The organism is Pseudomonas sp. FSL W7-0098 (assembly GCF_005930585.1).
Taxonomy (GTDB): domain Bacteria; phylum Pseudomonadota; class Gammaproteobacteria; order Pseudomonadales; family Pseudomonadaceae; genus Aquipseudomonas; species Aquipseudomonas bubulae.
In genome coordinates this window covers 1-12,585 of sequence record NZ_RXHW01000017.1, presented here as the reverse complement: position 1 = coordinate 12,585, position 12,585 = coordinate 1, and the positions used below count along the sequence as shown (strand labels likewise).

Sequence of the window (12,585 nt, the reverse complement as noted above, 5' to 3'; positions counted from 1 at the left end):
TACTCTCGCGCCCGTTTTACCCTAGAGGACACCCGCAATGGCCACCAACGATCTGAACCACAACCTTGTCCTGCTCGACATTCTGCGCAGCATCCTGGTTGCTGTCGGTGACGCTGAGCAGATCCCCGAGGAAAGCCACGCGCTGTTCCTGGAGCGTTTTGACGACATGCGCAGCTCGTTGCCGGTTGACCCGATCAACAGCCAGTACCTAGGCCAGGACATCATGTGCCAGGTAATCGAGCGCTATCCGCAGATCGCCCACCTGGTCCCGCGCGACCTGCTGTGGTACTTCGGCGGCGCCTGCTTCAACTTCCTGTCGGATGAAGAGCTGGACATGTATCAGGCCCTGGAAGAGCGCCGCCACGAAGCCGAACTGAACGATGAGCCGTTTGACTGGAATCAGGAAAAACAACTGATGGCGCTGCCCACGACACAAGACAGCCCGCAGCACTGATCGCAGTCCGACCCAAAAGCCCGCCCGGTTTTGCCTGGCGGGCTTTTTTTTAAGAAGCAAAAGCTCTGTAGCCGTTCCAACGGCTGCGTTCGGCGGCGCAGCCCTCGGCAGCTGCTACAGGAACACTGCAACTGTGGGAGCGAGCCTGCTCGCGAAGGTCGTTCGCGAGCAGGCTCGCTCCCACAATAGGGCTTGACCTGCAACAGAGTATCTACAGATTACGCCACATCTCCAGCGTCGGTTCCTGCGCCATCCGCTCCACCAGAAAGTCGATAAACACTCGCAGCTTGGGCGGCAAATACCGGGTGGGCGTTTGTAGCAACCACACGCCGCCATGGTAGGAAGCAATAAAATTCCACTCGGGCAGCACCTGCACCACCACCCCCTCCTCCAGCGCCTGGCGTGCCGTAAAGTACGGCAAGCTGCCGATCCCGATATGCTGCAACACCGCATCCAGGCGCACGCCCGTATGATTGGCCGCATAACGTCCGCGCACCCCCACCGTTACCGACCTGCCACCCTGCCTGAATTTCCAGCGCGCATCAGCCGGGGTTTCCCCCAGGTAAATGCAACTATGGTCACGCAAGTCCTCAGGCTGCTGCGGTACCCCGTGCCCGGCCAGATACTGCGGCGTGGCACAGAGTAAATGCTCGATCGGGAACAGTTGGCGCCCCACCAGCCCCGGTGGCGGCTGGTCGGTAATGCGAATGCTCAAGTCAATGTTGTCATCGATCAAATCGACATAACGATCCTCGAGGATCAATTGCACATCAACCTTGGGGTAACGGCGCAGAAATTCGGGCATATGGGGATGTATCACGTACCGCCCCACGGCCTTGGGCACGCTCAGGCGAATGAGCCCCTCGGCCTCCCGGGTAAAACGCCCGCTCAGGTCCATCACCGCCTGAGCCGAACAGGCCATTTCATCGCAACGTTTGAAAACCTCTTCACCTGCATCGGTCAGGCCGAGCTTGCGGGTTGTGCGTTGCAGCAAGCGAATGGCCAGGGCTTTTTCCAGTCGGGCAACACTGCGACTGACCGCCGAAGGCGATGTGCCAAGCTGACGAGCGGCTTCAGAGAAGCTGCCTGCCTCGACCACTTTCACAAACACGACCATTTCAGCCAGTAATGACAACGGGAGATTTATGCTCACAGCGCACAGGTCCATTGAAAATTTGATGGATTATCACACTCCTGGCTCCCCCCTATACTAAAAACGAAACCCGCTCAGGAACACCTCCATGACCCAACGCCTGTTTTTCAATGACGACGCCGTGAGCTGCGAGGTCGAAGTCATCCACTGCGCGCCCCAAGAAGACGGGTTTGCCGTCATCCTCTGCGCCACCCCCTTTCATCCCCAGGGCGGCGGGCAACCCAGCGACACGGGCTGGATCGGCGACAGCCAGGTCATCAAGGTTGTGCAGGGACAGGATGCTATCGTGCACCACGTCAGCGTGCCCGTACCGACAGGCCGGGCACAGGCTAAGGTCGACGAAACCCGCCGTCGGTTGCATGCCCGCCTGCATTCGGCCGGGCATTTGATTGGTGTATGCGGCGAGCAACTGGGCTGGGTACCCACCAAAGCCCATCACTGGCCAGGCGAATGCCGGGTAAGCTTTGTAGCCGGCGACAATCCGCAACCCCTTGAGGCCGAGGCCGTACAGCACACCCTGGCACAATGGATCGCTGCCGACCTGCAAAGGCATACCTGCCTGGACTCGGAGCAGCGCGCCATCCGTTTTGGCGAGCTGCCGGGCTATCCTTGTGGCGGCACCCATGTGCAATCCCTGGCTGAACTGGGCACAGTCAACGTGTTGTCCGTAAGTCAGAAAAAGGGCGTGCTCTCAGTACGCTACGCTCTGGACTGACGCAATCAAGGAAGGGATAAAAAAAGCCGCTGCGCCATGGCCCGATCCAGTTTGGCGCGATACACCGCGATATAGTCATGGGAACTCTGTGCCCGGGCGTACAACGCCTGCTCACTCAGGGTGCGCTGTTGGGCCGTTTTCAAGTGGGCCACGTCAAAGTCGGCGGCGAGTGTGTCCATTGCCTTGTAATGAAAATGTGCAAACCACAACTCATTACCATCCAAAGTGCTAATGGCGTATTCCTCAAGATAATCCTTGCGCTGGCCTTTGGACAAAAATCGCCGCCTCCCCACGCGGGTAATGTTTACCTCGCCCTGGGCCTTTAAATACTCGACGTTGGCCCCCGTTGGCGGCAACCGCTTGATAATGCTGATGCGCAGGCTTCGGCCCTCGGCGCGTAACCTGCCGGCCGCCGCCTTCAGGTCGGTAATTAATGCCAAAGCGCCAGTTCTGCGCTCTTGATTCAGGGGCTCAACCTCAGGGCTGGATGTGAGCACAATCCGCTCGATCTTCTGCGCCACTTCGTCGAGTGAGCTGGCCTTGAAGCTCAGAATCTCTTCTATTTCGATCGGTATTCTGGATGTGGCAGCGCTTGCCCTGTTCTGTGCAATTACTCCCGAAATTCGCTCCAGCAACGTGCGGGCGTCAGCCTGGAGTCGGGATAACGACTTGGCTTGTGAAGCCTGAAGAGTGGGTGGTCTGCTGCTACCGATTTCTTCCCATTCTCCCGCCTCTGTTTTGCGATAGGAGCGGATATTCATTTGATCGATGCCCTCAGTCACATCGACGATTTCATCTTCAGACCCCGAGGACGGAGGACGACGCTGCCCTACCAGCGTCAGGTTTTTTGTAGTCTTGATTACTTGCTGAGTCCCGCGGGACGATCCTGCCCCGGCTCCTGGCTCATTGATCAGGCGACTGGGGCCTGGTCGGGGCTCTTCTGCTTCAGAAGAGGAGCTTTCGGACTCACGGATAACATTCTGCATCTGGGCTTCTGCAAACGTTCTCAGGCTGCTTAGAACCTCAATAATGTCGGGCAGATATTCATTACGGAAATGCTCGGAGCCAAGACTGACAAGGTTCTGGCAAACGCCTTCCGCTGCGTCGTATTTTTCGATGGTCTTATCGAAGAAATCGAGATGCTCTCCGGGATACTTCGTCTCTTCACGGCGCAAGCTTAATTGCGACCAAGCGGTATCAATCAATGTTCCTTGCCCGAACAGATCAAATGCATATTGCTCTTCAGGTATGAGGTTGACCGCATCACGGCGGATCACCAGTTCGCACAGGGTTTCCAGGTAGGCGGCGGACCAGTGGCGGTCGAAATAATCCCGATTGGGTTGATTGATTATCTCTTCCAGTGCGCTGTATCTGGGCAACGGCCTGGTTCTTACCTCATCAAGGGCATCGCACTCGCGCAGCGAGTTTTTATATAACCGCGCCTCTAGCCGTTCGGCCTGTTTCAAGTTGGTAATCCAGCGCTCATAGGGAGCACTCGAGCCATTGTTTATCTCTGCCAGAACCTCCAGCAGCGAAGCGGTATAAGAGACCCTGGAGTTGGATACCGGCAGTTCACGGAGCGCTTCTTCCAGGTAGTTCTGTAATTTGAACAGCCTCAAGGTCAGCTGTACCCAAGTCTCCTGTGTTCTGGCCTCAAAGCCCTCCAGGGGGATAATTTGGTTCGACCTGGTTTTGACGTTGATCATGTCCAGCACACCCGCGCGCCACGCTTCCAGCTCAGCTTCGTAGCGATCAACAAACGTCGCTCGCCGATCGGGAAATTTAGTCAGCAACTCTTCAGTCAGTTTCAGCACTCGGTCGCGCCTCAGAAGCTCTTCGTCCAGGCGTTCGGCCTCTTGCTGCAACGCAGCCACTTTCTGGGTCTTTTTCTCGCGCAATGCCTGAATGGTTTTTTTGGGACCGCCGCCGCGCAATCCCAAACGCAGATCGAGTTGCCACTGCCCGGCCTCATCCCTTCTCAGGCGCGGGCCAAATCTTTCAGGCTGCCTGTCGTCCTGGATCACCAGCCCATCCGCGTCACGGCCAACGCGATAGGTTTTGGCACCGATCTGCACATATGACTTGCCCTCATGGTTGATAACACCTTTTAAGGGGCCTACTTCGATGCGCGTGCCCTGGCTCAAGTCCAGATCCAGCACAAAAGTGTCCAGGCTTGCCTGCTGCAGCTCTGTCAAACGGGGCTGAGCACTGAACCATGAGAAGTCCAGGGACGAATATTGGCTGGCAGCACGGGGTTCAATATCGGGCTGTTTCTTTTGCGCGATAACGCTAGCGGAGACTGGCTCAACCGCCGGGAGGGCCTCAGGTTTGTAGATCGTAAACAACGGTTCATCGACAGGGGCACTCAAGCGTAACCGGGCATTGGCTTTTGCCTTGAATCTCAGACCTTCGTGCAGAAGTGCCAGGCTGATATTGAATAAAAGATCGATAACCGTTTGTTGCCCCGCCTCTTTATCGCCATCAATTCGCGCCTGCAAACCGCTATCAAGGCTCAACAGGGTCTGAAAAAGCCAGGCGGCTTTCTGCAAGGGCCCACTGAGGAAAAACGTCAACCCGTTAAACAGGCTCCAGCCATAGTGCTTGAGCAGCATCCAGCGACGCTCAGAGGTCGTCACCGTCTGGTTGTCCGCCATGCTCATCAACGCACTGACGTTGGCGTCAAACATCGCCCCGTAGTAGTTGCCCACCAGGCTACGCGTACTCAAGGTCGCCGGGCGACGTGGCAACAGGGCCAAAAAACCCTCCAGCAGTACATTCTCCAGATGCGGTCGCGCAAAACCGCCGTCGGCGTAATAACCACGGGCGTCATCGTCCAGCCAGGTCAATATGCTTTCTTGCAGCTCACCCGGATGCTTGATGGCGTCAAACAATGCGGGCCAGCTGGCATACTCCAACAAGGGTTCAGGGGCAAAAGGCCGGTACAGGATAAAGGGCCCTGTCTGGATATTCAGCGAGCCGAAGACAAACATGTTCGCCGCCGTATCAACTCTGGCCCCTTCATAGGCGTAAAAGCCCAGGGGCCGCACGCACACATAGTCATGGCTGACCGACCGTTGCGCGTCGTGGCGCATGACCTGGGTGACCACATGCAAGCCCTGCGGGGTAAAACCGGCTTGCCCCCTGATTTTTTTCTCCAGGGCCAACAGCGGCAATTGAATTCTCAGTTGGGCCGCATATAACGCCTCGCGCTGCATGACTTGCTTGTCGTCGTCCACCAGGTAACCCTTGAGTAGCGCGATATAGCCCACTCCCACATCCAGCTCATCCACAAGGCTTTTCACGTAGCCACTGGTCAACCAGTCAGGTACTGGGGCGCCTGTGCGATCCTTGACCGCGATCAGGCCGACTGGCCAGCCGCCTCTGTAGCCAAGGACAAACTCGACAAAAGACAGCACATCGTCGCTGAAAACAGGCAGCTGCAAGTTTTCGACCCCCACGTCATGTATCTCAATGTGCGAGATATCGAGGCCTGACCGCGGATGATCGCGCTCGATGCGTTGCCTGATCATTTTCTCGGCGTACACCGGCAATGCATCAATACCGTCCAGAAAGGTGCGGCCCCGGGTCTGGCGCTGCCAGATCACTTCTGCGCTCATCAACCTGCTGTAGTCCAGTTGATCCACGGAGCTGGCCTGCTTGAGCCACTCGGGCAATACGGAGATCACATTCTCCAGGTGCGGGCGTTCCTGCTCGCTGAAAAACGGGAACATCGCAGCCGCTTCGTCCAGCACCTGCTCCAGTCGCCCGACGCTCCATTTGCCTGCCTGAGCGGCTTGCCCCACACGCACCATGTTGCGCAACTGCTGGTCGAGCAAGGTGCGGGCCAGGCCGGTGATAAAGTCCCCCTCGGGCTCATGCAGACTCCAGCTCAACAACCGAACGGGGGCAACCTGCAACACACGAGTCAGCATGCAGGTAGCGAACGCCTGTACCGAGCTGAAGGACTCAACCCCGTGCTCCAGTGAATAACCGAGCACAATCAGGTGATCGGGCATTTGCCGGGTGATCAGCACCACACCCGGCAGTTGAAAGCGCCGCCGAACGTTGTTCTCTGTACCGTCGATATTGACCAGATAGGCGTGCACCGGGGTTTCGAGGGTTCCTCTGGCCCGATTGTCCCTGTCAGGGAAGGATGCAACCACCGCCAGCACGACTGCCTGATCGGCAGGCAAGGCAGGCACGCGGTTTTGCATCAGGGCGGCACCCCCCAGGGCCATCCGTAACACTTCGCTCAACCATTGAAGCGGGGCCAATGAGCCGTTTTGCCTGTCACTCCAGAATTCGGCCAACGCCTGTTGATAGGCCGCAATCAATAACCCCGAATGGTCGTTGATGATGCTTTGCAGCTCCGCCATGTTCACCGCCAATGGATGCGCAGACAGTTCGTTTTTATCGACGCTCAGGCGGTGAAACCCCTGGATAAGCACCACCGGCGTTGAGTCGATAAAGCACTGAATCATCACATCCGCAACGGCCATGAAACGATAGCGCCTGGGCATGCCCGGTGAGTTCTCATGGCTCAATGGCTCAGCGATAGCGAGCTGCGTAAAATCCACGTTCAGGGCCGGGTATTTATCCTGTAGCGCTTGCTTGAACCAGCTGGCAACGACACCTTGAAACGTCGGGCGCAGGGCAAAACTGTGACCCGCAAAGCTACTCAGGGCCGAGTAGCGGATCATGGCATCAGGGGTGGTCGAAAGTGTTTTCATGACAGTTCATCGCGTTGAATTAGACGAGGGTTACGCCCGCGAGAGGCAGAACCGGATCGGCTGATTAAACGCAATGAATCCGCATTACAGGCGGTATCTGGATATGTACAGGATCAGGCACTGGTGCGCTGGCGCTGGACGAAACGACCGACGTAGTCATCTGCCGGAGCCTGCAGAATCTCTTGCGGGCTGCCGACCTGGATCAACTGCCCGTCCTTGAGTACGGCAATACGATTGCCAATGCGCAACGCTTCGTCCAGGTCATGGGTGATAAACACGATGGTTTTTTGCAAAGTGCGCTGCAATTCCAGCAACTGATCTTGCATCTCTGCACGGATCAAAGGATCCAGGGCACTGAAAGCTTCGTCCATCAGGATGATGTCGGTGTCGGTGGCCAATGCCCGTGCCAGGCCGACGCGCTGACGCATGCCGCCCGACAGCTGATGAATGAACACCTGCTCGTAACCTTGCAGGCCGACCACGGAAATCCAGTGGAGGGCCCGCTGCTGGCATTGCGCGACGCTCTCGCCCCGGACTTTCAGGCCATAGGCGACGTTATCCAGTACGTTGCGGTGAGGCAGCAGGCCAAAATTCTGAAACACCATGCTGATCTTGTGCCGACGAAAATGGCGCAAGGCAGGCATGTCGTAATCCAGAATGTCTTCTCCGTCGACCAGGATCTGACCACTGCTGGGGTCGATCAGCCGATTGAGATGACGCACCAGCGTGGACTTGCCTGACCCGGACAAGCCCATGATGACAAAAACCTCTCCCGCCCTGATCGATAGCGAAATGTCATTGATGCCCACCACGCAGCCTGTTTCGGCCAGCACTTGGTCTTTACTCTTGCCCGCGCGGATCATCGCCAGCACGGCCTTTTCGCGATTGCCGAACACCTTGTAAACGTTGCGTACTTCAATTTTGTTGACGGTCATTTCTGATCCCCATGCCGAGGTCGGCCATAAGCCTGGGTAATGCGGTCGATGACCACCGCCAGAATCACGATAGCCAGCCCGGCTTCCAGCCCTTTACCGACGTTGAGGGTCTGAATGCCTACCAGCACGTCTTCGCCAAGACCGCGTGCACCGATCATCGAGGCAATCACCACCATCGACAGGGCCATCATGGTGGTCTGGTTGATACCGGCCATGATGCTGGGCATGGCCAGCGGCAATTGCACACCGAACAACTGTTGCATCGGCGTGGCACCAAAGGCATTGATCGCCTCCATCACCTCGCGGTCGACCTGGCGCAGGCCCAGATCGGTCAGACGGATCAGCGGTGGTACGGCATAAATCACAGTGGCAAAAATCGCTGGCACCTTGCCCAGGCCAAACAGCATCAGCACCGGGATCAGGTACACGAAGCTGGGCATGGTTTGCATGATATCCAGCAGCGGCATCAGCACCGAACGCAGACGGTTGCTGCGGGCGGCCAGAATCCCCAGCGGGATGCCCAGCAGCACAGCAATCACTGTGGCCACCAGCATCAGCGCCAGGGTCTGCATCAGCTTGTCCCACAGGCCAACAGCACCTACCAGGAACAACAGGCCGACAATCAGCAAGGTGCTGAAAATTTTGCGCGTGGCATGCCAGGCAATGGCGCCGACGATGATCAGCATCAGCCACCACGGGGTCAGGCGCAGCAGGTTTTCGAGGTGGATGATGGCCCACAGCAGCGTGTCGGAGATGTGCCGAAACACATCGCCGTAGTTGCTCACCAGCGCATCAACGCCATCATTGACCCATCCTGCGATGGAAAACGTCAGATTTTCAGGAAACATGCGGTGCTCTTGTTCAAGGAATTAATTCGCTTTAAGCGCCGCATCGACCTTGGCCGCCGCTTCAGGAGTAACCCAGGCATGCCAGATCTGCGGTTGCTCGCGCAAAAAGGCCTGCGCCGCCTTACGCGGTTCGGTGCGTTTTTCGCTCATTTGCGCCAGGGTTGTGTTCAGCAAATCGATCGGAAAATCGACCTTCTGGTAGAACTCGACCAGTTGCGGGTATTGCTTGCTGAACGGGGTCGACACGCCGATCGCCAGTTTCGCCGGCAAGGAGCGGGTGCCCTTGGGGTTGGGATTGTTGGCGTCGGCCAGGGTTTTCCAGGCTTCGGCATCGAAGGCAGGCTCTTCGAGTTTTATCAGTTTGTAGCGGCCAATCAGCGGGGTTGGAGACCAGTAGTAAAACAACACCGGTTTGCCACGCTTGATCGATGAGCTGACCTCGGCATCCAGCGCCGCGCCGGAGCCTGTACGAAAGTTCACGAAGTCCTTGTCCAGCCCGTAGGCCTTGAGCTTTTGGCTGTTGACGATTTCAGAGGTCCAGCCGGTAGGGCTATTTAGAAAGCGACCGCGAGAAGGGTCTTCCTGATCGCGGAAAACATCTTTGTAGCGTGCCAGATCGTTGACCGACTTCAAGTCCGGGGCCAGCGCCTTGATGCCTTTTTCAGGGTCGCCCTTGATCACATACTCCGGCACCCACCAGCCCTCGCTGGCGTTCTTGACGATATCGCCCAGCCCCAGCACCTTGCCCTCGGCTTCGGCCTTGATCCACACCGGGCTGCGCCCTGCCCACTCTTCACCAATCACTTGAATATCATTTTTGGCCAGTGCGGCTTCCAGACTGACTGTGCTGCCGGGCAATGTGTCCGTCGCCACGTCGTAGCCTTTCTCTGTAATCAGGCGCAGCACTTCGGTAATCAGGCTGCCGCTTTCCCAGGTGATATCACCAAAGTGAACCGGTGCCTTCTGCTCGGCCAGCACCGGTTGGGTGATCAATGCACAGGCCAGCAGCGGACCACCGAGCCATTTTTTCAAGTTATTCATGCGGATTCTCTTGTTATGGAGGGGCGGTAGGTGGGTTGCGCGGTGGCGTGCATGGCGCAACGCTTGAGGGCGCGAACCATGTAGTCACTCACGCTGCGCCGGGATATGCCCAGCTGTTGTGCGATTTCGGGATACGTCAGGCCATTGACCCGTGATAGAACGAAGGTTTCCCTTGCCTTGTCGGGCAAACCATCGAGCCGGGCATCAATCATCTGCAAGGCTTGAATTGCCTGGGCCAGGGTCTCTGGCGAGGGGAAATGAAGGGGTTCTTGCTGTTGCACGCTCATCAGATAGGCCCGTTCCACATCCCGGCGACGCCACAGTTGAAAGATCAGACGCCGGGCGATAGTCGTCAACAACGCACGCGGCTCGCGGATGACCTGCCCCTGAGGTGCGCTTAAAAGCTGGGCAAACGTGTCGGCCGCGATGTCTTCAGCGTAGCTGCTGGAATCGAGGTAACGGCACAAACGTGCATGCAGCCACAAATAGTGGGTGCGATAAAGCTGGCTCACATGGTCGCGGTGAGCGATGTCGGCGCCGGACATAGGGGCTCCAGGAATTAAACAGAACGGTATGTCCGGTGATCCGGTGCGGTGATCCTAGCAAATGGTTTTATGCAATTTAAATACTAAAAAAACATTTGTTTATTCGTTTCAGCTATTAAGTATGGCTCCACTACTGCAACACGTCATACCCGAACTCAGCCGCTTCCTGCCGATAATCGAGAACCATCTGATAATCCGCTTCACTGGCTGGTAAAACTTCCCGCAGCCCCAAGGTTAGAGCTACTTCGGGTAATTGCTCCAAGGCCGTATTCATTGCCTGGCGAATCTGCCCTGCGCCGTCACGTCCGGCACTGAGCGCAGTGATGTAAGGCAAGGTCGGGCTGGAGGCCGTACGCGCCACAATCCGCAGCCCGGCAACTTCTGCCGGCGCATAGCGGGCCAGGTAGGCATAGGTCACGCTGTCGATGGCGGCAAGGTCGGCCCAACCTTCGCGCACCCAGCGCAGGCTTTGCCGGTGCGCGCCGCTGACGGCCACGGAGGCAAAAAAGCGCCCACCGCGCTGCAGGGGCGCAAGGCGATGGCGCAATAGATTCATGCCGCTGTTGGAGTGCTGATCATTGATCACCCCGCGGCTGCCCTCGAAAGCGCCCAGATCGCGGCGCGGATCTGCATCACGGCTGACAATCACACTGCAATGCTCCCCCCCATTGCTGTCGGGCCATTCGTAATGCGGGCGACCGACCAATTGCACCTGACCGCGCAACTGGGTCAACAGCGGATAACCGCAGGTCTGGCTCAGCAACAACTCGGGGGCCCTGAACAACTCCAGCAGGCCAAGGCCCCGGGCATCGCCACGGGTATGCTGCAAAAGCTCGAGAACACGGGTCAACCAGCGTTCATTGGCTTCGCTGACCTGCTGGGGGGCTACATACATTGCCAATTCGGCATAACGGCCAGACATGGAAGGCACCTTGTGAAATTAACTGAACGGATGCTGCGGGCTATCAATCGCCTGCACCGCGTGACGGCGAATCAGTTCACCGTAGCCTTGCACCAGAAAACCGCCGCTGCGCTGCTGCCACTGCTCTCGTCGCGCACGGTAGACCCTGGGCATGTAAAACCACGGCAAACCCGGTAAATCATGGTGCACCAGATGCAAGTTGAGGTTCAGGAACAGCCAGGTCCAGGGCCAACCGGCTTCATTGAGTACCGTTCGCTGTTCCGGCCGGGATGCGGGACGGTGCTCATAAAAGGAACGAACCATGCCCACTGACAAAACCGGCACGGTAACCAGAAATACATACTGCCAAACAGCCAGTTCGCTGCAGTACGCGATGAAGGCAAACATCAGCATCGTGAAAAAACCGTGGGTCAGCCACATGCACCAGGCTTTCCGCTCGCCGCTGCGCAGGCGATGCAACTCCTCCCTGGCCATGCCAAACAATGCCAGGGGCGGGCCCAGCAGCAGGCGTCCGGGCACCGTTTTGTTCAGCCAGAGCAAACCACGCAGCAGACTGGAACTGCCCTGCCAGTGAGCCTGGCTTAAATAGCGGCTTTCGGGGTCAATGCCGGGCAAGGTCAGGTCATGATCGCGGTGATGCTGCAAATGGCTGTCGCGATAGAGGGTATAGGGGTACCACAGCGCAAAAGGTGCGTAGCCCAGCACCTTGTTAAGGTTGCTGGAACCTGTGGGGTGGCCGTGCAGCAGTTCGTGCTGCACCGACATCCACAGCACCACCACCGGGATCAGCAGCACAATCGTCCAGCCAGCGCCAAGCACCGGGCTGCCCAGCAGCAACGCAAACCAGGCGGTGGGAACGGCAAGCAGCAATAACCAGGTAGGCCACTGGGTTCGACCGGTGAAGGTACGGGACAAGGCCTGGATGTCCCGTTGTTGGGCGCTATCGAAATAATGCGACATCTGATGAACTCAAAACAGGTTTGAATCCTTGTTGCGCCAGTCGCAGTTTTCTTGCAGATCGATTGGTTATGAGCTTAGAGGTGTTTGCGTACGGGTCGAAAAGCAAACCCCGGAAACGCAAAAAGCAGCCCGAAGGCTGCTTTCTGTGTGTTTTTTGAAACTGCGTTGCTCCAAAAAACAAAATTTGGAGCGGGAAACGAGACTCGAACTCGCGACCCCGACCTTGGCAAGGTCGTGCTCTACCAACTGAGCTATTCCCGCAATAATGGCGTCCCCTAGGGG

10 protein-coding genes and 1 tRNA gene are annotated in these 12,585 nt (G+C 57.4%); 2 read left to right on the top strand and 9 right to left on the bottom strand.

The genetic code is table 11. The annotated features are described in order from the left end of the window. Positions 1-37 precede the first annotated feature (37 nt). Positions 38-454, top strand: coding sequence for a PA2817 family protein (locus tag FHL07_RS22910; protein ID WP_083369822.1), 417 nt, complete (start codon positions 38-40; stop codon positions 452-454). A gap of 211 nt (positions 455-665) precedes the next feature. Here FHL07_RS22910 and FHL07_RS22905 read toward each other — a convergent pair whose 3' ends face one another. Then, positions 666-1,607: a LysR family transcriptional regulator gene (locus tag FHL07_RS22905; protein WP_095003170.1), complete on the bottom strand. Its 942-nt coding sequence runs from the start codon at positions 1,605-1,607 to the stop codon at positions 666-668. 88 nt (positions 1,608-1,695) lie between these two features. On the opposite strand from FHL07_RS22905, the gene FHL07_RS22900 reads away from it, so the two are divergent. Then, positions 1,696-2,322 (top strand): alanyl-tRNA editing protein, encoded by a 627-nt coding sequence (locus tag FHL07_RS22900; protein WP_138738945.1) that lies wholly within the window; start codon positions 1,696-1,698, stop codon positions 2,320-2,322. 5 nt (positions 2,323-2,327) lie between these two features. Here the strand turns inward: FHL07_RS22900 and FHL07_RS22895 are convergent, their stop codons facing one another. The 8 genes from FHL07_RS22895 to FHL07_RS22860 form a co-directional block, all read right to left on the bottom strand. Continuing rightward, the gene (locus tag FHL07_RS22895; protein ID WP_138738944.1) at positions 2,328-7,052 is read right to left on the bottom strand and encodes a dermonecrotic toxin domain-containing protein; all 4,725 of its coding nucleotides are present in this window, start codon (positions 7,050-7,052) and stop codon (positions 2,328-2,330) included. A gap of 113 nt (positions 7,053-7,165) precedes the next feature. Next, positions 7,166-7,987, bottom strand: a complete 822-nt coding sequence (locus tag FHL07_RS22890; RefSeq protein ID WP_138738943.1) for a quaternary amine ABC transporter ATP-binding protein — start codon at positions 7,985-7,987, stop codon at positions 7,166-7,168. Further along, positions 7,984-8,835: an ABC transporter permease gene (locus tag FHL07_RS22885; protein ID WP_095003135.1), complete on the bottom strand. Its 852-nt coding sequence runs from the start codon at positions 8,833-8,835 to the stop codon at positions 7,984-7,986. The genes FHL07_RS22890 and FHL07_RS22885 overlap by 4 nt, the downstream gene beginning before the upstream one ends. A 21-nt stretch (positions 8,836-8,856) precedes the next feature. Continuing rightward, entirely contained in the window at positions 8,857-9,876 is a 1,020-nt protein-coding gene (locus FHL07_RS22880) for an ABC transporter substrate-binding protein (RefSeq protein WP_095003134.1), read from the bottom strand. Continuing rightward, the gene (locus FHL07_RS22875) at positions 9,873-10,421 is read right to left on the bottom strand and encodes a sigma-70 family RNA polymerase sigma factor (RefSeq protein ID WP_138738942.1); all 549 of its coding nucleotides are present in this window, start codon (positions 10,419-10,421) and stop codon (positions 9,873-9,875) included. Before FHL07_RS22875 ends, FHL07_RS22880 begins: the two co-directional genes overlap by 4 nt. A 130-nt stretch (positions 10,422-10,551) precedes the next feature. Next, a complete protein-coding gene (locus FHL07_RS22870) occupies positions 10,552-11,343 on the bottom strand; it encodes a phosphate/phosphite/phosphonate ABC transporter substrate-binding protein (protein WP_130871948.1) in 792 nt (263 codons plus the stop codon). An 18-nt stretch (positions 11,344-11,361) separates the two neighbouring features. Beyond that, on the bottom strand, positions 11,362-12,303 hold the full coding sequence (locus tag FHL07_RS22865) for a fatty acid desaturase (protein ID WP_095027219.1): 942 nt from the start codon (positions 12,301-12,303) through the stop codon (positions 11,362-11,364). A gap of 185 nt (positions 12,304-12,488) precedes the next feature. After that, positions 12,489-12,564 (bottom strand) — tRNA-Gly (locus FHL07_RS22860). Between the last annotated feature and the right edge of the window lie 21 nt (positions 12,565-12,585).

Bases quoted from the DNA above. Each gene is read 5' to 3' on its own strand.
- FHL07_RS22910 (WP_083369822.1), top strand. From the start codon at position 38: ATGGCCACCAACGATCTGAACCACAACCTTGTCCTGCTCGACATTCTG.
- FHL07_RS22900 (WP_138738945.1), top strand. From the start codon at position 1,696: ATGACCCAACGCCTGTTTTTCAATGACGACGCCGTGAGCTGCGAGGTC.
- FHL07_RS22895 (WP_138738944.1), bottom strand. From the start codon at position 7,052: ATGAAAACACTTTCGACCACCCCTGATGCCATGATCCGCTACTCGGCC.
- FHL07_RS22890 (WP_138738943.1), bottom strand. From the start codon at position 7,987: ATGACCGTCAACAAAATTGAAGTACGCAACGTTTACAAGGTGTTCGGC.
- FHL07_RS22885 (WP_095003135.1), bottom strand. From the start codon at position 8,835: ATGTTTCCTGAAAATCTGACGTTTTCCATCGCAGGATGGGTCAATGAT.
- FHL07_RS22880 (WP_095003134.1), bottom strand. From the start codon at position 9,876: ATGAATAACTTGAAAAAATGGCTCGGTGGTCCGCTGCTGGCCTGTGCA.
- FHL07_RS22875 (WP_138738942.1), bottom strand. From the start codon at position 10,421: ATGTCCGGCGCCGACATCGCTCACCGCGACCATGTGAGCCAGCTTTAT.
- FHL07_RS22870 (WP_130871948.1), bottom strand. From the start codon at position 11,343: ATGTCTGGCCGTTATGCCGAATTGGCAATGTATGTAGCCCCCCAGCAG.
- FHL07_RS22865 (WP_095027219.1), bottom strand. From the start codon at position 12,303: ATGTCGCATTATTTCGATAGCGCCCAACAACGGGACATCCAGGCCTTG.